The sequence below is a fragment of the Anaerosporobacter sp. genome (assembly GCF_965301125.1).
In genome coordinates, this window is record NZ_CBDLAM010000051.1 from 1 (window position 1) to 22,102 (window position 22,102).

General features: G+C 35.3%; 32 protein-coding genes. 31 read left to right on the forward strand and 1 reads right to left on the reverse strand.

Going from position 1 to position 22,102, the window contains the following annotated elements; genetic code table 11:
- Positions 1 to 131 precede the first annotated feature (131 nt).
- The 11 genes from ACW2QF_RS07710 (at position 132) to ACW2QF_RS07760 (ending at position 7,757) form a co-directional block, all read left to right on the forward strand.
- Positions 132 to 584 (forward strand): hypothetical protein, encoded by a 453-nt coding sequence (locus ACW2QF_RS07710; RefSeq protein WP_455715419.1) that lies wholly within the window; start codon positions 132 to 134, stop codon positions 582 to 584.
- A gap of 373 nt (positions 585 to 957) precedes the next feature.
- A complete protein-coding gene (locus ACW2QF_RS07715) occupies positions 958 to 1,140 on the forward strand; it encodes a hypothetical protein (RefSeq protein ID WP_455715420.1) in 183 nt (60 codons plus the stop codon).
- 3 nt (positions 1,141 to 1,143) lie between these two features.
- The gene (locus ACW2QF_RS07720; RefSeq protein ID WP_455715421.1) at positions 1,144 to 1,800 is read left to right on the forward strand and encodes a hypothetical protein; all 657 of its coding nucleotides are present in this window, start codon (positions 1,144 to 1,146) and stop codon (positions 1,798 to 1,800) included.
- Between the two features lie 62 nt (positions 1,801 to 1,862).
- Positions 1,863 to 2,096: a hypothetical protein gene (locus ACW2QF_RS07725; RefSeq protein WP_455715422.1), complete on the forward strand. Its 234-nt coding sequence runs from the start codon at positions 1,863 to 1,865 to the stop codon at positions 2,094 to 2,096.
- A 72-nt stretch (positions 2,097 to 2,168) separates the two neighbouring features.
- A complete protein-coding gene (terS, locus tag ACW2QF_RS07730; protein WP_455715423.1) occupies positions 2,169 to 2,891 on the forward strand; it encodes a phage terminase small subunit in 723 nt (240 codons plus the stop codon).
- The gene (locus ACW2QF_RS07735; RefSeq protein ID WP_455715424.1) at positions 2,879 to 4,153 is read left to right on the forward strand and encodes a PBSX family phage terminase large subunit; all 1,275 of its coding nucleotides are present in this window, start codon (positions 2,879 to 2,881) and stop codon (positions 4,151 to 4,153) included. The genes terS and ACW2QF_RS07735 overlap by 13 nt, the downstream gene beginning before the upstream one ends.
- Before the next feature lie 15 nt (positions 4,154 to 4,168).
- A complete protein-coding gene (locus ACW2QF_RS07740; protein WP_455715425.1) occupies positions 4,169 to 5,569 on the forward strand; it encodes a phage portal protein in 1,401 nt (466 codons plus the stop codon).
- A complete protein-coding gene (locus ACW2QF_RS07745) occupies positions 5,535 to 5,750 on the forward strand; it encodes a hypothetical protein (protein ID WP_455715426.1) in 216 nt (71 codons plus the stop codon). The genes ACW2QF_RS07740 and ACW2QF_RS07745 overlap by 35 nt, the downstream gene beginning before the upstream one ends.
- Positions 5,737 to 7,068, forward strand: a complete 1,332-nt coding sequence (locus ACW2QF_RS07750) for a minor capsid protein (protein ID WP_455715427.1) — start codon at positions 5,737 to 5,739, stop codon at positions 7,066 to 7,068. The genes ACW2QF_RS07745 and ACW2QF_RS07750 overlap by 14 nt, the downstream gene beginning before the upstream one ends.
- Positions 7,068 to 7,328: a hypothetical protein gene (locus tag ACW2QF_RS07755; RefSeq protein ID WP_455715428.1), complete on the forward strand. Its 261-nt coding sequence runs from the start codon at positions 7,068 to 7,070 to the stop codon at positions 7,326 to 7,328. The genes ACW2QF_RS07750 and ACW2QF_RS07755 overlap by 1 nt, the downstream gene beginning before the upstream one ends.
- Positions 7,329 to 7,391: 63 nt before the next feature.
- Entirely contained in the window at positions 7,392 to 7,757 is a 366-nt protein-coding gene (locus tag ACW2QF_RS07760; protein ID WP_455715429.1) for a hypothetical protein, read from the forward strand.
- Between the two features lie 33 nt (positions 7,758 to 7,790).
- Here ACW2QF_RS07760 and ACW2QF_RS07765 read toward each other — a convergent pair whose 3' ends face one another.
- A complete protein-coding gene (locus ACW2QF_RS07765) occupies positions 7,791 to 7,961 on the reverse strand; it encodes a hypothetical protein (protein WP_455715430.1) in 171 nt (56 codons plus the stop codon).
- Positions 7,962 to 8,186: 225 nt separating this feature from the next.
- Between ACW2QF_RS07765 and ACW2QF_RS07770 the strand changes: the two genes are divergently transcribed.
- The 20 genes from ACW2QF_RS07770 to ACW2QF_RS07865 all read left to right on the forward strand — a co-directional run bounded on the left by ACW2QF_RS07770 (position 8,187) and on the right by ACW2QF_RS07865 (position 22,039).
- On the forward strand, positions 8,187 to 8,840 hold the full coding sequence (locus ACW2QF_RS07770) for a phage scaffolding protein (RefSeq protein WP_455715431.1): 654 nt from the start codon (positions 8,187 to 8,189) through the stop codon (positions 8,838 to 8,840).
- A 26-nt stretch (positions 8,841 to 8,866) separates the two neighbouring features.
- Positions 8,867 to 9,811, forward strand: a complete 945-nt coding sequence (locus ACW2QF_RS07775) for a major capsid protein (protein WP_455715432.1) — start codon at positions 8,867 to 8,869, stop codon at positions 9,809 to 9,811.
- Positions 9,812 to 9,823: 12 nt separating this feature from the next.
- Positions 9,824 to 10,078 carry a hypothetical protein gene (locus ACW2QF_RS07780; protein ID WP_455715433.1) on the forward strand — a complete coding sequence of 85 codons (255 nt, stop codon included), beginning with the start codon at positions 9,824 to 9,826 and terminating at the stop codon, positions 10,076 to 10,078.
- An 8-nt stretch (positions 10,079 to 10,086) separates the two neighbouring features.
- On the forward strand, positions 10,087 to 10,431 hold the full coding sequence (locus tag ACW2QF_RS07785; protein ID WP_455715434.1) for a phage head-tail connector protein: 345 nt from the start codon (positions 10,087 to 10,089) through the stop codon (positions 10,429 to 10,431).
- Positions 10,432 to 10,815 (forward strand): hypothetical protein, encoded by a 384-nt coding sequence (locus tag ACW2QF_RS07790; RefSeq protein ID WP_455715435.1) that lies wholly within the window; start codon positions 10,432 to 10,434, stop codon positions 10,813 to 10,815.
- A complete protein-coding gene (locus ACW2QF_RS07795) occupies positions 10,815 to 11,249 on the forward strand; it encodes an HK97 gp10 family phage protein (protein WP_455715436.1) in 435 nt (144 codons plus the stop codon). The genes ACW2QF_RS07790 and ACW2QF_RS07795 overlap by 1 nt, the downstream gene beginning before the upstream one ends.
- The gene (locus tag ACW2QF_RS07800) at positions 11,246 to 11,668 is read left to right on the forward strand and encodes a phage tail terminator family protein (RefSeq protein ID WP_455715437.1); all 423 of its coding nucleotides are present in this window, start codon (positions 11,246 to 11,248) and stop codon (positions 11,666 to 11,668) included. Before ACW2QF_RS07795 ends, ACW2QF_RS07800 begins: the two co-directional genes overlap by 4 nt.
- Position 11,669: 1 nt before the next feature.
- Positions 11,670 to 11,855, forward strand: coding sequence for a hypothetical protein (locus tag ACW2QF_RS07805; RefSeq protein ID WP_455715438.1), 186 nt, complete (start codon positions 11,670 to 11,672; stop codon positions 11,853 to 11,855).
- A complete protein-coding gene (locus tag ACW2QF_RS07810; protein ID WP_455715439.1) occupies positions 11,856 to 13,163 on the forward strand; it encodes a phage tail sheath family protein in 1,308 nt (435 codons plus the stop codon).
- A gap of 13 nt (positions 13,164 to 13,176) precedes the next feature.
- Positions 13,177 to 13,656, forward strand: coding sequence for a phage tail tube protein (locus ACW2QF_RS07815; protein WP_455715440.1), 480 nt, complete (start codon positions 13,177 to 13,179; stop codon positions 13,654 to 13,656).
- A gap of 47 nt (positions 13,657 to 13,703) precedes the next feature.
- Positions 13,704 to 14,135 (forward strand): phage tail assembly chaperone, encoded by a 432-nt coding sequence (locus ACW2QF_RS07820; protein WP_455715441.1) that lies wholly within the window; start codon positions 13,704 to 13,706, stop codon positions 14,133 to 14,135.
- Between the two features lie 244 nt (positions 14,136 to 14,379).
- Positions 14,380 to 15,168: an SHOCT domain-containing protein gene (locus ACW2QF_RS07825; RefSeq protein ID WP_455715442.1), complete on the forward strand. Its 789-nt coding sequence runs from the start codon at positions 14,380 to 14,382 to the stop codon at positions 15,166 to 15,168.
- 65 nt (positions 15,169 to 15,233) lie between these two features.
- Positions 15,234 to 17,363, forward strand: a complete 2,130-nt coding sequence (locus tag ACW2QF_RS07830; protein ID WP_455715443.1) for a tape measure protein — start codon at positions 15,234 to 15,236, stop codon at positions 17,361 to 17,363.
- A gap of 11 nt (positions 17,364 to 17,374) precedes the next feature.
- Positions 17,375 to 18,409 carry a LysM peptidoglycan-binding domain-containing protein gene (locus ACW2QF_RS07835; RefSeq protein ID WP_455715444.1) on the forward strand — a complete coding sequence of 345 codons (1,035 nt, stop codon included), beginning with the start codon at positions 17,375 to 17,377 and terminating at the stop codon, positions 18,407 to 18,409.
- 12 nt (positions 18,410 to 18,421) lie between these two features.
- Positions 18,422 to 19,378, forward strand: a complete 957-nt coding sequence (locus ACW2QF_RS07840) for an XkdQ/YqbQ family protein (RefSeq protein ID WP_455715445.1) — start codon at positions 18,422 to 18,424, stop codon at positions 19,376 to 19,378.
- Positions 19,362 to 19,625 carry a DUF2577 domain-containing protein gene (locus ACW2QF_RS07845; RefSeq protein WP_455715446.1) on the forward strand — a complete coding sequence of 88 codons (264 nt, stop codon included), beginning with the start codon at positions 19,362 to 19,364 and terminating at the stop codon, positions 19,623 to 19,625. The genes ACW2QF_RS07840 and ACW2QF_RS07845 overlap by 17 nt, the downstream gene beginning before the upstream one ends.
- A 1-nt stretch (position 19,626) precedes the next feature.
- On the forward strand, positions 19,627 to 20,028 hold the full coding sequence (locus ACW2QF_RS07850; RefSeq protein WP_455715447.1) for a DUF2634 domain-containing protein: 402 nt from the start codon (positions 19,627 to 19,629) through the stop codon (positions 20,026 to 20,028).
- On the forward strand, positions 20,028 to 21,092 hold the full coding sequence (locus ACW2QF_RS07855) for a baseplate J/gp47 family protein (protein WP_455715448.1): 1,065 nt from the start codon (positions 20,028 to 20,030) through the stop codon (positions 21,090 to 21,092). Before ACW2QF_RS07850 ends, ACW2QF_RS07855 begins: the two co-directional genes overlap by 1 nt.
- Positions 21,085 to 21,648: a putative phage tail protein gene (locus ACW2QF_RS07860; RefSeq protein ID WP_455715449.1), complete on the forward strand. Its 564-nt coding sequence runs from the start codon at positions 21,085 to 21,087 to the stop codon at positions 21,646 to 21,648. The genes ACW2QF_RS07855 and ACW2QF_RS07860 overlap by 8 nt, the downstream gene beginning before the upstream one ends.
- Positions 21,629 to 22,039, forward strand: a complete 411-nt coding sequence (locus ACW2QF_RS07865) for a hypothetical protein (RefSeq protein WP_455715450.1) — start codon at positions 21,629 to 21,631, stop codon at positions 22,037 to 22,039. The genes ACW2QF_RS07860 and ACW2QF_RS07865 overlap by 20 nt, the downstream gene beginning before the upstream one ends.
- Positions 22,040 to 22,102: the final 63 nt, after the last annotated feature.

Below are 22,102 nucleotides of genomic sequence, written 5' to 3' on the forward strand. Positions count from 1 at the left end.
CATAGTACGACCTAAGACACCCAGCGGAGATTGGAGATGATAATATGGTTATGTATAACGGAGTACTTTATCAGAAACTTACAAAGAAAGAATTTAGACAAGCTGTGTTACGATTGCGAGGTGAATAAGTATTGACCGAAAAAGAAGTAATTCAATATAATGCCATAGTTGCAAGGGTGGAACGTAACGGTAGTAAGATATTAGAGTTACAGTTTAAAGAGATACCAGTTGTATCTGGTAAGGTAAAAGGTTCTTCGCCTCACTTTCCATACATAGAAACTCACATACAAGTACAGATGAATGAGCCGAAAGAAGAGGATAAGCTTAATAAGAGGATAGCTGTATTGCAAAAGCTTGTTGATGAAGATAGTAGAAAGATAGAGGAGATAGATAAGTTATATGCAGATATTACTGACAATGAGCTTAAGACTATCTTTGATATGCGAGTATATGAGGGAAAGACTTGGTACGACATTGCAGCTGAACTAGGAGAAGATAAAACAAGGACAACGTATTCAAGAAAGTTAAAAAAATACCTTGAAAATGCACACAATGCACGCATTGCACAAATAAGTGGTATATAATTTAAACTAGGATTAATGTAATGATTCTTCATTTGACATTTTCCCTCCGACCATTACTAGCGTGTAAAGAGTGGGTGCAATTCCCACTCGATGGTTTAAAGAGTAATCTTCAAAGCTTATGAACTCTTTTCAAAAACTCTATAAGCGAAGGTCTTAAGGTGATGACTTCTCAAACCTCAAAGAACAATTACTAAGTTCACGAAAATATACTTTAAATCGTAGCTGGTAAGTATACCAGGATTACAATACTCCTCGTCTTATAAATAGCATGTACGCAACCGCCTTGTGTATGTGCTATTTTTGTTGACACATGCTATAATATACTATAAAATGGTATAAAATGGCAACATAAAATCATGAGGAGGTATTTTAAATGGCATTATTTAAAAATGATAACAAAAATGGAAACAGCAATGGCTCTGGAAATAATGGGAATCAATCGCAATACGAAATTAATAGTGGGTCAGAAGAAAGAGGAATATATGAAAATTATCAACCAAGAGTGACTAGTTTGGGAAGCCCTCAAAGTGAAGATATCGATGAAGATGATGAATAATAAATGAGTGTAGAAGATGTTCTTAAATTAATAGATTCAATACCACATTATGTGATATATTTTTATCCAGGATACCTAGTGCAGTATTTATATTTTTTCTTTAGAGGATATACAGTAAAGGAATCAAAAGGGGTAATAGTTAAATCAGTCTGTATTAGTTATTTATTAACGCTAGTTTCAGAAAAAGCATGTGATATTATGTACGTCCATGGTAATTACGGACTACATATAATTACCATCATTATAGCCACGTTGGTAGCATATATATCTTATTCAGTTGTTGAATCAGACTTATTTACTTCCATATTAAAACATTTTAATATAATGACTACTAATAGTTTAGATGAAATTAATACTCTTATTAAGGGAGAACGGTACCCATATGTAAGAGTATATATAAAAAGTGATCCGATATTATACGAAGGATATTTATCTGAATTTGATATTGAAGGATTAAACTGTAACAAATTTATTATTTTAGCACAATATAGTGAGTATTTAATTAGCAATGATTGCAAAGAAGTAATAATTGAACAGAAGAATTTTTATAGTAAACAAGAAGAAAAAGTACTTATTTACGTTGATGATATTAAAAGAATTGAAAAGTGTTTAAGAAAAAGAATAGTTGAATCAAGGAAAAGAGTTAAAGAGCACTCCTAACGGAGTATTATTTCAACCCAAATACTATAGCAATATTATGTAAATGTATGGAGGTGCGAACAATGGAATATAAAATTGGCATGGTATTGGAACATAACGGGAAAAGATGTAGTGTAGAAAATGTTGAGACAGCAAATGGTTACACCAGATTATCTTTGTTTTACTTCGCTAGTATGGTAGATTACAGTGAAGGTTTTAGCAAGAGAGTTCTTGAAGGCGGACAATACGTAGAAGCCATAGTTACAGATACAAATAAAGATGAGTATAAAATTATCCGTACAAATGTAGAAGAATAGAAATATATTATGAGGCACTCTTTACAGGGTGCTTTTCTCATCCCCAAAACAACACGAAAGGAAGTGAGCCTGATGGCAAGAGCACCAGATCCAAGAGTCGAACAGGCTCATGATCTGTACACTAAAGGTTTGAAATTAGTTGAGATTGCAAGTCAACTAAATCTGCCACCTGGAACAGTTAGACGATGGAAGTCAACTTATAAATGGGATAGCGAACGTTCGGATAAGAATAGCGAGCGTTCGGTTAAGAAAAAAGGTGGACAGCCAAACAATAGGAACGCTGTTGGTAATGATGGTGGGGCACCAAAACAGAATAAGAACGCTGAAACACATGGTTTCTTCTCGAAGTATCTTCCGGAAGAGACCTTTTCTATTATCCAGGAAATAGAGAAGAAAGATCCTCTTGATATCCTGTGGGAGAATATACAAATCGCTTATGCAGCTATAGTAAGAGCACAGAAGATTGCTTATGTAAATAATAAAGAGGACAATACGATCATCAAGTCCGGTTATAAAGATGGTAACGTAATCGGAGAGGACTATCTAGTACAGACTGCAATAGATAAGCAATCAAAGTTTATGCAGGCACAAGCAAGGGCACAATCGGAACTACGTTCATTGATTAAGCAGTACGATGAGATGCTACATTCTAATTGGGAGCTTGCAACGGAGGAACAGAAGGCGCGTATCGCAGTACTTAAAGCTAAGACACAGCTTGATGAAGGTGGAGAAAACGAAGACGATGGCTTTCTTGATGCACTTAAAAGAAAGGTTGATGATATATGGGGCGAATAAAACGTGCTGTATTTAAGTTCATGCCTTTTAGTAATAAACAACTTAAGGTACTTACTTGGTGGCTTCCTAATTCACCAATGCAAGATAAAGATGGTGTTATAGCAGATGGTGCAATACGTTCCGGCAAGACATTATCAATGTCACTATCATATGTGCTGTGGGCAATGACTTCGTTCAACGGTCAAAACTTTGGTATGTGTGGTAAAACGATAGGATCTTTTAGAAGAAACGTATTGTTTTGGCTTAAACTTATGTTAAAGTCAAGAGGTTATGGAGTAACAGATCATAGAGCTGATAATTTGGTTGTGGTAAGCAAGGGAGAAACAGCCAATTACTTTTATATATTTGGTGGTAAAGATGAACGGTCACAAGACTTGATACAAGGTATCACGCTTGCAGGCTGTTTTTTTGATGAAGTTGCATTAATGCCGGAGTCCTTTGTTAATCAAGCAACAGGACGTTGTTCTGTAGATGGATCTAAGTTCTGGTTTAACTGTAACCCAGATGGTCCATATCATTGGTTTAAGATTAATTGGATAGACAAGATAGTAGATAAGAATTTACTTTATCTACATTTTACTATGGACGATAATCTTAGCTTATCAGAACGAATTAAGGTACGTTACCGCTCTATGTATAGTGGTGTATTCTATAAACGCTATATATTAGGCTTGTGGGTTGTTGCAGAGGGCATCATCTACGATATGTTTGATGCAGCTAAGCACACAGTTAATAAGTTAATAGATCTAATGACAACAAAGTATTATGTCAGTTGCGATTATGGTACCCAGAATGCAACAGTATTTCTTTTATGGTGCAAGAACACACATGGACAATGGGTATGCATTAAGGAATATTACTATAGTGGTAGAGATGAAGAAAGTCAAAAGACAGATTCACAGTATGCTGATGATCTAGCAGAATGGCTAGATGGTATTAAGCCGCAGAAGATAATCATTGACCCTTCGGCTGCTTCCTTCATTGCTGAATTGAAGAAGAGAGGTTATAGCATTAAGAAAGCCAAGAATGATGTACTTGATGGTATAAGGTATGTTGGTACATTACTTAACCAAGAGTTGATTTTATTCAGTCAAGATTGTGTGAACACAATTAAAGAGTTCAATTCTTATATATGGGATGCGAAAGCTACAGATCGTGGAGAGGATAAACCAATTAAGACACATGACCATGCAATGGACGCAGTAAGATATTTTTGTTATACGATAATAAGAAGTAATGGTGGTATTTCAATCCTAAAATAAAACGAGGTGATAGAAATGGAAATAGAAGTAATCAAGAAACTTATTAAAAACTACGAAACAGGACATGCATCGTTTATCAATAATGCAATGATTGCAGAGCGTTATTATCATAATAAAACTGATGTATTATTTCAGAAAAAGAAAGAAGATAATGAAGAAAATCCATTACGTAATGCAGACAACCGCATACCACGTAACTTCCACGGACTTATTGTTAATCAAAAAGCTTCTTATGCGTTCACTGCGCCACCAATATTTGATGTTGGTAATACGAGTGCAAATAATACGATTACTGAGTGTCTAGGTGATGAATATTCTAAGAACTGCATGGAGCTATGTATAAATGCTGCAAACAGTACAATAGGTTGGGTACACTACTGGGAATCAGATAATGGTTTTGAGTGGGCAGTAGTTGACAGTAAACAGATTATACCGGTATGGTCTAAAAGTCTTAAGAAGAAACTGAATGGAGTGTTTCGTGTATATGATGAGATTGACGAAATAACAGGAGACAATTACACCATATATGAGTATTGGACAGAAACAGAGTGTCAGGCATTCAGGCGCAAGACTTCAGATACGTTTGATGAAAACTTTTCAGTTTACAATATGTTCTATGATCCTGGTAACGATGAAATGATTAGTAGCTACACACACAGCTTTGAAAGAGTTCCTTTTATACCGTTCAATAATAATAATATAGGCACAAATGACCTAGACAACATCAAGCTACTTATCGATGTATATGATAAGGTCTACAGTGGCTTTATTAATGATTTGGACGATATACAGGAGCTTATTTTTGTGCTATCTGGTTATGGTGGAACTGAATTAAATGGGTTCTTGCAAGACCTTAAGAAATACAAGACGATTAAGGTAGATGGAGACGAAGGAAGTAATCCTGGAGTATCCACATTAAGTATTGAGATACCGATTGAGGCTAGAAAGACAGTCTTAGACGTTACCCGAAAGGCAATATTTGAACAAGGGCAAGGATTTGATCCGCAGCCTGAGTCATTCGGTAATCAGAGTGGCGAAGCACTTAAGTTTATGTATTCGCTGCTTGAGATGAAAGTAGGCTTGATGCAAACAGAATTTATGCTTGGATTTGCAGAACTTGTTAGAGCAATTTGCAAGTATAAAGGTCTAGAATGTAAGACAATCATTCAGACGTGGACACGTACATGTATCAAGAACGATACGGAACAGGCGCAGATCTGTAAAGACAGTGTTGGTATAGTAAGCAAACGTACAATTCTTAAGAATCACCCGCTTGTAGAAGATGCAGACGCTGAACTCAAGTATCTGGAAAAGGAAGAGGCAGAAAATCAAGCAAAAGCTGATATGTATGGAAATTCATTTAATGATGGAGGTGATGATGATGGCAAGGAAAAGAAAGAAGATACCAAGGTTTAGAATCGTTAGACCAGAGATTGAAGCAAGTTGTAAATATAAATTTATGACAGCTCCATGTTTTTGGTTTTTATATGTATTTCGTATCAAGAAACATCATTGCACAGTAAAAATATTAGGTAAAAAGCAGACAATGATTATCATTCCAAAGGTTAGCGTAGGTGATTGGAATGCAGAACAGTGACTACTGGAAAAGACGTTTTGAGCAACTAGAACAAACTACAAACGATATGAGTAGAGAATACTGTCAAGAGGTAGACAAGTCATTTAGGCGAGCAATTTCTACTGTAGAATCGGATATAGAAAAGTGGTATAACCGTCTTGCAGTAAACAATGAAGTGTCTCTTTTACGTGCTAAGCAGATGTTGAGTAATAAAGAATTGCAAGAGTTTAAGTGGACCGTGGAAGAGTACATTAAATACGGTGAGAAGAACTCTATCACTCAAGAGTGGCTGAAAGAGTTAGAGAACGCTTCGGCAAAGGCTCATATTGAACGATTAGAAGCAATTAAGATACAATTACAGAATCAAGTTGAAGTAGCTTATGGCAACCTTGAAGATGGATTAAGCACTACACTAGGTAAGATATATGAAAATACATATTACCATACTGGATATGAGATACAAAAAGGGCTTAATGTTGGAAGTAGCATGGCTGCTATTGACAATGACAAGATAGGAAAAGCAATCAAAAGGCCTTGGGCTACTGATAATAGCAATTTCTCAAGCCGTATTTGGAAGAATAAGCAGCAACTAATCAACAACCTTAATACAAACCTTACTCAGTCTATAATTCGAGGTGAGGATCCACAGCGAGCAATTAATCATATCTCTAAACTTATGAATACATCAAAAACAAATGTCGGGCGTCTTGTTATGACGGAATCAGCGTTTATTTCTTCTTCGGCTCAAAAAGATTGTTTTAATGAGTTAGATGTAGAACAATACGAGATTGTTTCAACCTTAGATACTAAGACTTCTGAAATATGCAGAGAATTAGACGGAGAAGTCTTTGACATGAAAGATTATCAACCAGGTGTTACAGCTCCACCGTTCCATTGCTGGTGTCGTACTACTACATGTCCTTATTTTGATGATGAATTTACTCAAGGTGAAGAAAGAGCTTATCGAGATGCAGATGGTAAGACGCAGTATGTTAAGGATATGAAATATAATGAGTGGTATAAGAAATATGTTGATAAGCCAGTAAAAAGTGATATAATTGAATCTATAGTAGATGATCCAATGAAGTTTAGCCAATATACGCCTAAAGACCTAAAAGAAAAATTAGAAGAAGCAGGATTTGATGTGAAGCCACTTAACCGTGGAAGCCTTAAAGGAATGAAATTTGAAGAAGGTGGTGGATACAAAGTCAATTTTGGTATGGACGGAATATTACAATATCATCCTAAAGGTCGGCATCATGATAAGATGGAGTATTATAAAATATCCACTGGTAAAACTGGTACAAATAGATATAACATGAAAGGAGAAACAATCTGATGCAAGAAATAATAGAATATGTAAACCAATATATGAGCAAACACTATGAAGAGAATCAAATTGGTAATGCAATTTGTTATCTAGTAGATAACGGATTTGTTAAAATATCTCCTGTAAAATCTATATCATCAGTTGTTATTGAGTATGCAGAAAATAAGGGAGATGCAGAAAACAATCTTTTTGAAGATAGTGGAATGTATGAGATTAGTTTAGGCAAGGAAAAAATACTTGAATTAATTAAGAGAGAAATACTACAGTAAAATACCACCAATCAGTAAAACGGTTAGGTGGTATTTTTGTACTCTTTTTTAGGAGGTGATACCGTGATAATTAAGAAGATAAGCATTTTAGGGATGGAATATGTTATTAAGGAAGTTAAAATTTCTGAGACAGATAAACTGTTGGAAAATCAGTGGTCAGCTTTGTGTTCGAAAACTAAACATGAGATTTTACTTGGTGATATGGAAGAAGAAGAATATTTTGGAAAGATGGATGAAGAAGAAAAAAAGGAATATAGAAAGCAAACCTTGAGGCATGAAATTACCCATGCATTTTTTAATGAGTCAGGTTTAATGGATAATACGCATAGATGTCAAGAAGGTTGGTCACAAAATGAGGAAATGATTGATTGGATAGCGTTACAGTTCCCTAAAATGGTTAAGGTGTTTCAGGAATGTGATTGTTTATGATGGAGTCTTATAACTTGGCTCCATCATAATAAATTATTTTTCTTTTCTTACACCTTTAAATGGTGTGTTATCAGATGTTTTTTGGTCCATGAATCTACCTGTGGTGGTATCACGTTTAACCCATGAATCAGTTTTGGGATTATATGTCTGTGAACGGTTATCAACAGCTCCTCTTCTAAATCCTTCACCTGTATTTCCTGCCATACTATCACCTCGATTCATACAGAAAATTGACAAAGTATGTCACATATTATGATAACTCTATAAAAGAAAAAAATATGTCATATTAGGTCGTAGAAATACGGCTTTTTATTATGTCCTGGACAAGACATTTAAACTATCTAATTAACTCTAACATGATGAGTCTTAAACTCATGTATCGCAGAGGTGACACCTCATTTAAAAACATTGCGATTTGAAAGGAGCAACATGGAGTTTTTAAAAGAAATCTTAGGAGAGAATTATGCAGTTGTTGAAACTGCTATCAATACTTACAATGTAAAGCCAGAGAATAAAGACAAGCAAATAAAGCTTGGTAATCTTGCTGGTGGTGAATATGTGGGTAAAGGCAAGTATGATGCGTTAGAAATTGAGAAAAACAATCTTGACGTACAGATTAAGACACTCAACACAACGATAACAACTCTTAAGAACGGCAACAAGGATAATGAAGATCTTCAGACTACAATCAAGAATCTCAACAAAGATATTGAGAACTTGAAAGCAGAGTCTGAAAAGACAACAAAGTCATATGCACTCAAGGAACAACTTAGTAAAGCAGGTGTGCAAGATCCTGATTATCTGATTTACAAGCATGGTGGAATTGAAAAGTTTAACTTCGATAGCAAGAACAAGCCTATTGGAGTTGAGGATACAATCAAACCATACAAAGAAGACAAGACAATGGCTTACTTGTTTACTACGCAACAAAAGCCACCTTACAATCCTGCTGGTGGTGGAGATCAAGCACTTAAGAATCCTTGGAGCAAAGAGCATTTCAACTTAACGGAACAAGGCAAACTTATCCGTGAGAATCCTGCACAAGCTAAAGAGTTAGCCGCGTCTGCAGGAATTACAATCTAAATAAGAAAGGTAAAAGGTGATATTAAATGGGAACAAAAATTAGTGACGTAATCGTACCAGAGGTATTTAACCCTTATGTGGTACAAAGAACAATGGAGTTATCAGCACTCTATAACAGTGGTATTATTTCGAACAATCCTGAATTGGATAAACTTGCTGTATCAGGTGGTACAACAATCAATATGCCATATTGGGAAGACTTAAATGGTGACGATGAAGTGCTTTCAGATAATGGGGCGTTAACACCAGGTAAAATTACAGCTGATCAAGACGTTGCAGTGTTATTACTACGTGGTAAAGCGTGGAGCGCTAATGACCTAGCAAAAGCATTGTCTGGTTCTGATCCTATGGCTGCTATTGGTGACTTAGTTGCGGAATACTGGGCAAGAAGAATGCAAACAACTGCTATTAAGTTATTAGATGGAGCGTTTGCTGCAACTAATATGACAAAGAAGGTTTCTGATATTTCAGCTGCATCTGGTGAAGCTGCTAAGATTAGCGGTGAAACTTTTCTTGATGCTTTACAGTTGATGGGAGATGCAAAAGACAAGCTTACCGGTGTAATCATGCATTCAGCTACAGAGACACAGCTTCGTAAGAACAACTTGATTCAAACTGAATTAGATTCAAACAACAAACCTATTTCTTTATTCATGGAAAAGAGAGTTATTATTGATGATTCTTGTCCAGTATCCGCAGGAGCATATACGACTTACTTATTTGGTCAAGGGGCTATCGGCCTTGGTAACGGTGCTGCACCAGTTCCAACAGAGACTGATCGTGATAGCTTAGCAGGTGATGATATCTTAATCAATCGTAAGCACTATATCTTACACCCTCGTGGAGTTAAGTGGACTGGAACAGCTGCTGGATCATCTCCAACTAATACAGAGTTAGCTACTGGTACGAACTGGTCAAGAGTTTACGAAGATAAAGCTATTCGTATGGTTAAATTCGTACATAAATTGTAGGAGGGGGATTTTATGAGTGCAACAGCATTTCAACGTATGAGACGTGAGGCAGAGGCGAAAGCTAAAGCCTCACAAATACATGTAGAAGAGAGCCAAGAGCAAACAGATCAAGAAGATCAAACAGAAGTAGAGCAGAATGATGCCGATATAAATCTTGATGATATGAGTGTAGAAGAATTAACACAATACGCTACGGAGTACGGTATTGATATTGGTAACGCTACAAGCCAAAAAGGTATATTAAAGAAAATCAAAGAAGTAGAGTAGGTGATTGCATGGAGTTGAATGAGTTAAAGAAGTTGCTAGGGATTAGTATTGAAGATAAAACTAAAGACACACAACTTACATTTATCATCTCCGATGTAAAAGAAACAATAAATAATTACTGCAATACTGTAGAAGTACATAAAGGTTTACTCAATACTTCTTATCGCATGGCAGTAGACTTATATCGTAACGAGAACCTAGGGCATGAGGAATCGGCTCTAGGTTCTGTTTCTTCTATCAGCACGGGCGATACTTCTACATCATTCAAACAATCGGTTGATGATAACTTTAAAGACTCATTGCTGAAAAATTATAAACCTCAGCTTAATAGGTATAGGAAGTTGGTGTGGTAGATGCTAGATGTAATCAAGAAGGCTAGAGAACGTCACAGGAATGCTGTAGAGCAACTTTATGAGGACAAGTGCACAGTTATTGAGTATCAGAGTGTAAAAGACCCTGTTACAATGATTACGAAGAAACAAGAGGTAATAGTATTAACGAATCAACCGTGTAAGTTATCTTTTTCCACGTCAAACACAACTGATGAAGGAGATAATGTTGCTACAGTATCGCAAGAAGTTAAACTGTTTGTATCCCCTAATATATCAATTAATGCAGGTTCTAAGATTTTTGTTATTCATGACAGTATTGAACATGTATATAAGAGTTCTGGTGAGCCAAGTGCATACTTTACACATCAAGAAATTGCACTAGAGTTATTTAAGGGGTGGGTGTAATGTCGGTTAAAGTTGATGTAAGGCAGTTAGAAAGATTGCAAAAGCAGATTGAAAGAGTTACTACTGTAGACATTGATGCGTTTTGCGAGGCATGTACAAAGGAAATTGCAGCACGTCTGCTAAGAAAAGTAATAAAACGTACACCGGTTGGTCAATACCCTAGTGGAAGCGGGAAAAGTGGCGGGACATTAAGACGTGGTTGGTCAGCGCAAAAGGATATAAAAGTACATTATTTTGGTGATACATATGTAGTTGAAATAGTGAACCCAGTTGAATATGCTAGCTACGTTGAGTATGGACACAGAACTACTAATCATCAAGGGTGGGTGCCTGGCCAATTTTGCTTGACTATATCTGAAAAAGAAATAGAAAACTTAGCACCAAAATTGTTAGAGAGTAAGATTAACAAACTATTAAAGGAGTGCTTTAAATGATTAATAAAATAATTATTGGTATGTCCCAAGCACTCAATCAGGAGTTTGGAGACGATTTTAATATATACGCAGAATCAATAGAGCAAAATCTTGATACACCTTGCTTTTTAATTACTAACATAGTACATACACATGATGCTAAATTAAGTAATAGGTATCAAAATAACAATTCATTCATGGTTCAATATTTTCCTAAATCGGATACTGATTCACTTAATGAAATAAACAATGTGGTAAGCCGACTGGAAGATTCCTTAGAGTGGATTACTGTAGATGGTAGTAAAGTGCGAGGAACAAACATGGAAAGCAATACATCAGATAATGTACTGAATTTTCAGATTGATTACAATGTTCGAACAGTTAGGAAATCAGAAGATGTAGAAAGAATGAACAATTTGAAATATAAAGGAGTGGTGTGATTTGGCTACAAAGAAAGTAGTTGAGAAACAAATTGAACCTAGTTTCTCTAAAAGCCAATTAGTTAATAGTAAGCGTTTCTTTGAAGAAAGAGATTTACTTAATGCTCTATTGGCGGATAACAAGACATACACGATTGATGAAGTTACTAACTTGATTAGTGATTTCAAGAAAGGTAAGGTGAAATAGATGGCACTTGGCGGTGGTTTATTTGTAACACAAAACAAGGTTCTTCCTGGATCATATATTAATTTCGTGAGTGCAGCTAGAGCAACGGTATCTTTATCTGATAGAGGTGTCGTTGCTCTTCCTGTACCTCTTAATTGGGGTAAGGAATCTACAGTGTTTACAGTAACAAATCAAGAGTTTAGTGAGAAGTCACTACAATTATTTGGATACGCATCCGGCGCAGATGAACTGAAAGGATTAAGAGATTTATTCCTTAATGCCAAGAAAGTACATTTCTATCGTTTGAATAGTGGTGGTACAAAAGCAAGTAACACATATGCTACGGCTCTGTACGGTGGAACAAGAGGTAATGATCTAAAGATTGTTATTACTGCGAATGTAGACGAGTCAAGCAAGTTTGATGTATCTACATACTTAGGAACTAAGTTGCTTGATACTCAAACAGTAGCAGATGCAACAGGACTTAAAGCTAATGATTACGTAACATTCAAGTCAGATGCAACACTTGCAGCAACTGCTGGACTTGCACTTACTGGTGGTACTAACGGTACTGTAGATGGAACTGCAGAACAGAATGCACTTGATGCGTTGGAATCATATTCATTTAATATCTTAGGGTGTTTATCTACTACTGCATCAGTTACGGCTCTTTATGTGGCTTACACAAAGCGTTTACGTGATGAGATGGGAGTTAAGTTCCAATTAGTAGTTTACAGCAAAGCAGGTGATTACGAAGGTGTAATTAATGTTAAGAATACGGTTTCCGATTTAGGAGCAGATGCATCATCACTTGTATATTGGACTGCAGGAGCTGAAGCTGATTGCGCAGTTAACAAGTCTTGTACCAATAAGACTTATGATGGAGAATTTACAGTAATAGCTAATTACAAGCAGTCTGAATTAGAAGCTGCTTTACTTGTGGGTGAATTTGTATTCCATAAGGTTGGTGACGAGATTCGTGTACTTGATGATATCAACTCACTTATTACTACTACAGATGAAAAGGGTGAGGATTTCAAGTCTAATCAAACTATTCGTGTGTTAGATCAAGTTGGTAATGATATTGCTGCTTTATTTAATAATAAGTACCTTGGTAAGATTCAAAACAATGCTTCTGGCCGTGTGAGTTTTTGGTCGGATATCGTAGCATATGACAAAGAACTAGAAAAGCTACAAGCAATTGAAAACTTTGATTCAGCAGAGGTTACAGTTGAGTTAGGTAACGATAAGAAGTCCGTTGTTGCTGTTAATCCAATTCAGCCAGTTAACTGTATGACTAAATTATATATGACTGTTATCGTACAGTAGGAAGGAGTAAATAATGCCTAATATTACAATGTTATCAAAAGATGCGATGGGCGCATCTCTTGCAGAATGTTTTGTTACAATCGGTGACAAGAGATATAACTGCTTTAACTTCATTAACTTTGAAGCTAACTTCAACAAGGATAAAACGAAAGTACCTATTCTTGGGAAGACTGGTAAAGGAAATAAGGCTACTGGTTGGGAAGGTGAATTCAGTGCAACAATTCATTACAACACTTCTATATTTAGAGAAATGATGTACAAGTTCAAAGAAACAGGAGAAGATGTTTACTTCCAAATTCAAGTAACAAACGAAGATCCATCAAGTTCTGCTGGAAAACAAACAGTAAACTTCTATGGCTGTAATATAGACGGTGGTGTTCTTGCTAAGTTCGATGCAGATGGCGAGTATCTAGATGAAGATATAGACGGAACATTTGACGACTTCGAAATACCAGAGAAGTTCGCTCTTTTATCTGGTATGTTAACTAACTAATTTGATTACAAGGTGGGGCGAAATGCTCCACCATTAAGGAGAATATTATGAGTAATTTAAGTAGATTTTTAAAGAAGAATAAAATTGTTAAGGAAAATGTGAAGTTTGCTGCTACTAAGTCATTAGTTGATGAAAACGGTAATGCACTTGAATGGGAATTCAGGACTATAACAACTGCACAAGATGAAACAATCAGAGATGAGTGCACTACAGAAATGCAAGTAAAAGGTAAACCAGGGTTGTATCGTCCTAAACTTGATACTCGTAAGTATCTTGCAAAAATGGTGTGTGCTTGTTGTGTTGATCCTTGTCTTGATAATGCGGAGTTACAAGATTCTTATGGTGTAAAGAAACCAGAGGACTTACTTACTGCTATAGTGGATAACCCTGGCGAATATCAAGATCTAATACTCTTTGTACAGAAAAATAACGGTTTTGATACAAATGTTGAGGATAAAATCGAAGAAGCAAAAAACTAATACGTGAAGGTGATAGTGAGTCTAATTACGCCCATTATTGCCTTCACAAGCTAAAAATATTGCCATCTCAATTCGTTGCACTTGACGAAAATGAAAAGGCCTTTATTATTGCTTCTATTCGGATTAAGATAGAAGATGAAAAGAAAGAGCATGATAAGGCAAAAAGAAAATCAAAAAATTAATAATATGTAGAAATTACCATTTAACTGTAGTATAATATACCCAAAAGAGAGGGGTATTGAATATGAAAAAGTTTTTTGGTGTTGCTCTTATGTTTTTATCAATAATAGAATTCATTGGTATGATGCAATTTGAAGATAAGTCTGTTTCTACAATATGGTTTATAATAGGTTTCTTTATGTTGGGCCTATATCTTTATGTAACAGGAAAAAATAAAGACGGAGAAGAGCAGGTATATTCATCAGAATCCAACAATACAAATGTTGATATTATTAAGTCTGAATTTATTGCAACAAAAACTATTAATAAATATTTTGAAATTGATGAAGTGAATAAAAAGTGGATCACAGTGAGTTATGTGTTTGGTAAAAGAATCAATTCTCAGATATATGATTATAGTGACATTGTGCAATTTGAATTATTAGAAAATGGCAATACAGTTACAAAAGGTGGACTGGGGCGTGCATTAGTTGGTGGTGCAATGTTCGGTGGCGTTGGAGCTGTTGTTGGAGGTGCTACCGGAAAGAAGAGGACTAAGAGTCATATAAATAGCCTTAGAATTAAAATAACAACTAAGGATATAGATAACCCAACTATTTATATTAATCTTATTAATACGGATACCAAAACAGATTCAATATATTATCGATCTATCTATCATTCAGCACAAGAGATATTGTCATTATTGTCAATTATGCAGGAAGAATCAAAAGAAAATAATAATGTGCTTACTAATAATATGATTATTAGTAGCGATGCAGATGAAATATTAAAACTTTCAGAATTAAAAGATAAGGGAATACTTACAGAGGAAGAATTTCAAATAAAAAAGAAGCAAATCCTAAATATTTAAATTAAGACCATCTACTTATTGTAGGTGGTTTTTTACGTCTAAGTTCAGAACTGAGGTGAGAAATTATGTCTAGTATACAAACATCTATTCAATTGCAAGACAGAATGTCACAGCAATTACATGTTATTAGTAGTAGTGTATATGATGTAGTTGATTCGATGCATGACGTAGAATATGCATCTGGTAACATGTTTGATACATCTAGTATTATCAATACAAATAGTCAGTTAGATGCTACCAAAGGTAAAATTGATGCAATTGAAAATAACATTAGAGAAGCGGATAGTCAACAAGATAAATTTAATCAATCGCTACAGGAAAGTCATAGTGTTGCAGATGGACTGAATAGTAGACTTGTACAAGTGGCTGCAACCATTGCAACAGCTTTTGGAGCGGGTAAAGTCATTGGCCTATCAGATGAAATGACGCAAACTACGGCAAGGCTCAATATGATGAATGATGGATTGCAAACCACCGAAGAGTTGCAGCAGATGATATTCCAATCTGCACAAGATTCAAGGGGAGCATACCAGACAACAGCTGATGCAGTAAGTAAATTAGGTTTGAATGCAGGTGATGCATTTAATTCAACAGCTGAGATTGTTGATTTTGCAGAACAGTTAAATAAGCAATTTGTTATTGCCGGTACTGAAACATCTGCAATGGAAGGTGCAATGACGCAATTAGTACAAGCATTAGGTTCTGGTGCTTTACGTGGTGACGAACTCAATTCTATCTTTGAAGCAGCACCTACAATTATACAAACAATTGCAGACTACATGGGCAAACCAATTGGGCAAATAAAGGATTTGGCATCAGAAGGTTTAATTACAGCTGATATTGTTAAAAATGCTATGCTGAGTGCTACAGATGAGACGAATGCTATATTTGAACAAATGCCAATGACTTGGGCGCAAGTTGGAACTAGTATACAGAATCAAGCACTCATGGCATTTCAACCAATATTAAATAAAATAAATGAAATAGCTAACAGTACTAGATTTCAAGAATTTTCTGCAAATGTAGTTGGTGCAATTTCTAATATCGCAAGTGCATTATCAGAAGTATTTGACATAGGAATCTTTATAATTAATGGTATTGTTGATAATTGGTCGCTTATAGAGCCTATAATGGTGGGTGTTATTGGTGCATTTGTTGCATATAAAGCTATATTAATAGTATCTAGTATAGCTCAAGGTATAGCAACAGCAGCAATGACGTTATACCAAATAGCTTGTGCTTTAGGGTTCTTAGCAGTGGGCAATTTAACAGCGGCCCAAGCAGCTTTAAATGGGACCATGCTGGCAAATCCAATTGTATTTATCGCAGCTCTTATAATAGGAGTTTTATTGGTTGCTTTATATAAATGGATGAAGAGTTGTGCAAGCCTTGAGGTAGCGTGGCTTAAGGCACAAGATACAATTTTATTTGCTTGGGATAGCCTGCTGATTGCTGGTAGTATTCTTGTAAATGGCTTATTGACATCCTTTGGTCTACTTAAAATAGGAATAATGACTATTTGGTACGGAATATTAAATGGGATAGATTCAATATGCGCAGGTATAGCAATTACCATACAGGATATGGTTAACATGGCAATAGGTTCTATTAATAGTTTAATTAACGCAGTTAATGATATACCAGGGGTTTTTATTGAACCGATAGATGAAGTTTCATTTGGAGCTGATGCAGCTGTTGAAGCTGAAGCGAGAAAGCAAGCTAGACAAGATGAATTAGATAAAATTATTGATGATGAGTATGATGCTTATTCAAATCGCGATAGTGAAATACAACAAAAAGCAGATGAAGCGGTACGTAATTCAGCAGATAGGCAAGCTAAGATCGATGAAGCAACGGCAAAGGCGAAAGCCAAAGACGAGAAAGCAAAGACTAATACATCTGGGTCTGATTACGATTTATCTGGAACCCAAGCAGGTAAAGATATAGGAGACACGGCTGCTAATACTGCAGAAGTTGCTAAGTCTGTTAGTGATAGCACAGAAGAACTTAAGTATCTTAGAGATGTTGCAGAAAGAGAAGTAATCAATCGATTCACTACTGCTGAAATTAAGGTTGATATGGGTGGAATTAATAATAACATAAATAGTAATGTAGATCTCGACGGTATTGTGACTTACTTAGAAGATACGCTCAATGAAACACTTGCATCTACAGCAGAACAATATAATTATTAGGAGGGTGTTACATGTATGAATTTTATTTAGATAAGATGTTGTTACCAGTGACACCTTCTAAGGTAACAACTAAAATTCAAAACCAAAACAAAACAATAACTCTTATAAATGAGGGTGAAGTTAATCTTATTAAGGCACCAGGACTGACAGAAATCAGTTTTGATGCCTTATTACCTATGCATGAGTATCCTTTTGCAAAGTATCAGAAACTTAAACCAACAAATGTGCCATATATTAAGAAAAACGTAGGTCTGTTTAATGTGGCTCCAAGCGTTGCAATGTCGAGCGGATATCTGTATCCAAATTATTATCTAGATTATTTAGAGGATCTTAAATTAAGTTTAAAACCATTTTATTTTAAAATAAGTAGAATGGATTATAGTAATAACATTGTTTTTAATACGAATATGCTTGTAACTATTGAGGATTATACAATTACTGAAGATGCGAAAGATGGAAATGATTTCACAGTAAGTATTAAGCTTAAACAATATGAGCAATATGGAACGAAGACATATAAAATTGATTCAAAAAAGATGCCGAAGAAGACCTCAAAAAATAAAAGGACATCTAAGAATACATCAAATACACAGTACTACACCGTTAAAAAAGGTGATACCATGTGGGCGATTGCAAAGAAGTTCTTAGGAGATGGTTCTAAGTGTTGGAATCTTGCTAAATTAAATGGACTAAAGAATCCAAATTTAATCTATCCAGGACAGAAAATTAAGATACAAGAGGTAAAATCATCTTCAGCTAGTGAGGCAGGATACAGTGTTAGTACAAAAACAAGGAGATCATCGAGTAAAAGCTCATCTAGTAGTAGCTCAAGTTCATCTAATACAAGTAGTAAAACTAGTAGCAAGACGAGCAGTAAAAAGAATACTAGTGTAGTAACAGAAGTTTGGATAGTAGATCCGTTTAATTCTAGTTCCCAAAAAGCTACAACAAAGGGTTCTAATTTAACTGGAACAAAAGGATATAATGCAGGTAAATCAAAAGCTACAGAAGAAGGTGTTGCAGGCATTAGTATTTATTTAAATTAGGAGGATAATAGCATGTATGAGTTAACAATATATAATAACAACATATTGTATTCTCCTTCTGTTATCGGTGATGTAACATGGGATACTGAACGAAGTGGAAGTCCTGGTACATTAAAGTTTGAGGTTTACCAAGATGGCAAGCTTGATTTTGAAGAAGGAAATGAGGTTAGATTCATTGATGAAGATGATAAAGTTTTCTTTGGTTATGTATTTACGAAGAAAAGGTCCTCAACTAATAATACAATATCTATTACTGCCTACGATCAATTAAGATACTTTAAAAATAAAGATACCTACTCATACAGTAAAAAGAGTGCAAGTGAGCTTCTTAAAATGCTTGCAAAAGACTTCTACCTTAAGACAGGCAGCATTGATGATACGGTATATAAAATGTCAAGGGTAGAGGATAACACAACACTATTTGATATGATGCTTAATTCAATCAATGAAACACTCAAAGCCAAAAAGATTATATACGTTTTATATGATAACTTTGGGAAACTAAATCTTAAGAATGTAGAGAATATGTTTATACCCATTATGATTGATTCCTCTAGTGGTGAATCACTTGATTACACTACGAGTATAGATTCTAATACATACAACAAGATAAAGCTTGTATATGAAGATTCGGAAACAAATAAGCGTGAAGTATATATCGAAAAGAGTTCAGAAGCAATTAATGACTGGGGTTTATTACAATACTACGAAACAATACAAGACAAGACGCTTGCAAAGAAGAAAGCGCAGGCTTTATTAGAATTATACAATATGACAACGAAAGAACTTAAGGTAAATAGCTGCTTTGGGGATAATCGCGTTCGTGCTGGCTGTTGCATTTATGTAAATCTTACTGTAGATAATGTTTCGTTTGTAGGGAGTATGTTAGTAGAGAAAGTAAAACACACATATTCACATGATTCGCATTTTATGGACCTTACATTGATAGGAGTTGATTTTAATAGCTAATTTAACACAGTTAATAAAGAAAGCAGCAATTGAAGCTGTGCAAGCAAGTAAACCTAGTGATTTGATATTCGGTAAGATTGTATCAACAAATCCCTTGGAGGTATCAGTAGATCAGAAGCTTACTTTGTCAGATGAGTTTGTTTTTACTACATATGCCTATAGTCAGATAATACAAGTAAATGATAATGTAGTAATGTTACGCGCTCAAGGTGGACAAAAGTATCTTATTATAGACAAGGTGGTGTGATATGTTACCTACAAGTAATAGTTATACAGATGAGGATATTACAGTGTCAGAAGAACCAAGCAAGACCTTTTATATCGACTTTATTAACAATAAAGTTGTGGGTAATGTTGATGGTTTGGAGGCGGTAAAACAAGCAGTATTCCTCATACTTAATACGGAACGATATGAGTATATGGTATATGATTGGGATTACGGTTTCGAAACACAGGACCTAATAGGTATGCCAGTTGGATATGTGTATCCGGAGCTTAAAAGAAGAATAGAAGAAGCATTGACACAAGACGATAGAATCGAAAGTGTTGATGCTTTTTCTTTTGAAAAAAGTGGAGGTACAGTAAGTGTTACCTTTACGGTTACAAGTACACAAGGAGATTTTGAGACAGAAGCGGAGGTGAGTATTTAATGTACGAAGAGAAAACGCAAGAGGCTATATACGAAGAAATGATGGCTACTATTAAAGAAAACTATCCAGAGTTGGACACGAGAGCAGAGGGAATCCTTGGTATTGCATTAACACCCTGTGCAATTGAATTAGCGCAGGCATATGCAGAAATCGATACAATACTAGATGAATCCTTTGCGGACACAGCAAGCAGAGAGTTCTTAATCAGACGTGCTGCAGAAAGAGGTATTGAACCTACACCAGCTACTTATGCAGTGGTAAAAGGTGTGTTTAACATTGATGTTACGGTTGGCGAAAGATTTACTCTTGATGACTTTAATTATGAAGTAACTGAAAAAATCAGCACTGGTACCTACAAGTTAGAATGTGAAACAATCGGTAGTGAATCTAATTCACATACAGGAACGCTGATACCTTTAGATTATATCGATGGACTAGAAACTGCAACTATTACAGAGGTATTGATTCCTGGCGAAGATGAAGAAGAAACAGAAAGTTTGCGAACTAAGTACTTTAATAGCTTATCATCACAATCATTTGGTGGAAACATAGCTGATTACAAAGAAAAGGTAAATGATTTATCTGGAGTAGGAGGTTGCAAAGTTTACCCTACTTGGAATGGTGGTGGGACTGTTAAGGTTGTTATTATTAATTCAGATTATGAGAAGACTTCTACTGAATTAATAGAAACGGTACAAAACGATATAGATCCAGTTGGGCACTCGGGTGAAGGCTATGGCTTTGCACCGATTGGTCACGTAGTTACAGTAGATAGTGTATCAGAAACTTTGATAAATATAGTGTCTACAATCACATATAAGGAAGGTTACTCATTTGATGCTATAAAATCCTATATCGAAGCTGCAATTGATGATTATCTCTTGGAATTATGCAAGGCATGGGCAAATGAGAGTTCTTTAGTAGTTCGTATTAGTCAGATTGAGTATAGGTTATTGAATGTAACTGGTATCGTCGATATTACTGGAACAACAATCAATGATGAAGCTGTAAACCTTGTGCTTGGTGCTGATTATATACCAGTAAGGGGGACTGTAAGTGGCTAAAGAAGTTGATCTATTATCTTATCAAAGTAAGATCATTCAAGAGATAAGAGAGTTTAAAGTATTATCGGAAGTAGAAAGTCCTCAACATGAATTTGTGTGGCAAGCTGTAGAAGATGCAATCAATGATCAGTTTGCTAATACACTTACTGATAACGGTTGTAAGCGTTGGGAAAGTATTATGGATATTCATAAGTTAGATACAGATGATTTAGACTTTAGAAGATTCCGTATACTTAGCAAGCTTAATGAGCGGTTACCATATAGCTATCGAATGTTAGAGTTACAACTAAAAACCCTATGCGGTGATGATGGTTATACTATGGTTCTGAAAAATAACGAGTATACATTAAAGGTAAGGATTGCTTTAGCGTCAAAGAATAAGTATTCTGATGTAGAAACTACAATGAGAAAATATGTTCCTGCAAATATAATTATTGATGTCTCTCTGATGTATAACAGGCATGAAACGGTAGCTAGTTTTACACATGAGCAACTTGTTAAGTATACACATCTACAATTACGAGAGGAGGAATTAGATGTCTACCACAACAACTAATTTAGGTTTAATAAAACCAGACAGTACTGATTTTTACAATATAGCAGATCAAAACAACAATATGGATAAGATTGATCAAGCGGTTGGAGAGAAGGCAAACAAAACGGATATTCCAACGATACCATCTTCATTGCCTAATCCTAATAAATTAACAATTCAAGCAAATGGTGCAAGCAAAGGAAGTTATGACGGTAGTACTGCATTGACTGTAAATATTACAAAAACTGATATAGGTCTAGGGAATGTAGATAATACTGCAGATGTGAATAAAAGTGTTAAATATGCTACTAGTGCAGGTAACTCAGATACGGTAGACAATATTCATATATCAGTTGTAACAACTCTTCCCACTACTACAGACGCTAACACGTTGTATTTGATTAAGGGGTGATAAAATGCCTACATTACAAATAGGTGATAGTAAACCAAAAGAAATATATTTTGGCAGTAATAA

Coding starts and splice junctions, on each gene's coding strand:
- ACW2QF_RS07715 (WP_455715420.1), top strand. CDS start 958: ATGGCATTATTTAAAAATGATAACAAAAATGGAAACAGCAATGGCTCT.
- ACW2QF_RS07720 (WP_455715421.1), top strand. CDS start 1,144: ATGAGTGTAGAAGATGTTCTTAAATTAATAGATTCAATACCACATTAT.
- ACW2QF_RS07725 (WP_455715422.1), top strand. CDS start 1,863: ATGGAATATAAAATTGGCATGGTATTGGAACATAACGGGAAAAGATGT.
- terS (WP_455715423.1), top strand. CDS start 2,169: ATGGCAAGAGCACCAGATCCAAGAGTCGAACAGGCTCATGATCTGTAC.
- ACW2QF_RS07735 (WP_455715424.1), top strand. CDS start 2,879: ATGGGGCGAATAAAACGTGCTGTATTTAAGTTCATGCCTTTTAGTAAT.
- ACW2QF_RS07740 (WP_455715425.1), top strand. CDS start 4,169: ATGGAAATAGAAGTAATCAAGAAACTTATTAAAAACTACGAAACAGGA.
- ACW2QF_RS07745 (WP_455715426.1), top strand. CDS start 5,535: ATGGCAAGGAAAAGAAAGAAGATACCAAGGTTTAGAATCGTTAGACCA.
- ACW2QF_RS07750 (WP_455715427.1), top strand. CDS start 5,737: ATGCAGAACAGTGACTACTGGAAAAGACGTTTTGAGCAACTAGAACAA.
- ACW2QF_RS07755 (WP_455715428.1), top strand. CDS start 7,068: ATGCAAGAAATAATAGAATATGTAAACCAATATATGAGCAAACACTAT.
- ACW2QF_RS07765 (WP_455715430.1), bottom strand. CDS start 7,961: ATGGCAGGAAATACAGGTGAAGGATTTAGAAGAGGAGCTGTTGATAAC.
- ACW2QF_RS07770 (WP_455715431.1), top strand. CDS start 8,187: ATGGAGTTTTTAAAAGAAATCTTAGGAGAGAATTATGCAGTTGTTGAA.
- ACW2QF_RS07775 (WP_455715432.1), top strand. CDS start 8,867: ATGGGAACAAAAATTAGTGACGTAATCGTACCAGAGGTATTTAACCCT.
- ACW2QF_RS07780 (WP_455715433.1), top strand. CDS start 9,824: ATGAGTGCAACAGCATTTCAACGTATGAGACGTGAGGCAGAGGCGAAA.
- ACW2QF_RS07785 (WP_455715434.1), top strand. CDS start 10,087: ATGGAGTTGAATGAGTTAAAGAAGTTGCTAGGGATTAGTATTGAAGAT.
- ACW2QF_RS07790 (WP_455715435.1), top strand. CDS start 10,432: ATGCTAGATGTAATCAAGAAGGCTAGAGAACGTCACAGGAATGCTGTA.
- ACW2QF_RS07795 (WP_455715436.1), top strand. CDS start 10,815: ATGTCGGTTAAAGTTGATGTAAGGCAGTTAGAAAGATTGCAAAAGCAG.
- ACW2QF_RS07800 (WP_455715437.1), top strand. CDS start 11,246: ATGATTAATAAAATAATTATTGGTATGTCCCAAGCACTCAATCAGGAG.
- ACW2QF_RS07810 (WP_455715439.1), top strand. CDS start 11,856: ATGGCACTTGGCGGTGGTTTATTTGTAACACAAAACAAGGTTCTTCCT.
- ACW2QF_RS07815 (WP_455715440.1), top strand. CDS start 13,177: ATGCCTAATATTACAATGTTATCAAAAGATGCGATGGGCGCATCTCTT.
- ACW2QF_RS07820 (WP_455715441.1), top strand. CDS start 13,704: ATGAGTAATTTAAGTAGATTTTTAAAGAAGAATAAAATTGTTAAGGAA.
- ACW2QF_RS07825 (WP_455715442.1), top strand. CDS start 14,380: ATGAAAAAGTTTTTTGGTGTTGCTCTTATGTTTTTATCAATAATAGAA.
- ACW2QF_RS07830 (WP_455715443.1), top strand. CDS start 15,234: ATGTCTAGTATACAAACATCTATTCAATTGCAAGACAGAATGTCACAG.
- ACW2QF_RS07835 (WP_455715444.1), top strand. CDS start 17,375: ATGTATGAATTTTATTTAGATAAGATGTTGTTACCAGTGACACCTTCT.
- ACW2QF_RS07840 (WP_455715445.1), top strand. CDS start 18,422: ATGTATGAGTTAACAATATATAATAACAACATATTGTATTCTCCTTCT.
- ACW2QF_RS07850 (WP_455715447.1), top strand. CDS start 19,627: ATGTTACCTACAAGTAATAGTTATACAGATGAGGATATTACAGTGTCA.
- ACW2QF_RS07855 (WP_455715448.1), top strand. CDS start 20,028: ATGTACGAAGAGAAAACGCAAGAGGCTATATACGAAGAAATGATGGCT.
- ACW2QF_RS07865 (WP_455715450.1), top strand. CDS start 21,629: ATGTCTACCACAACAACTAATTTAGGTTTAATAAAACCAGACAGTACT.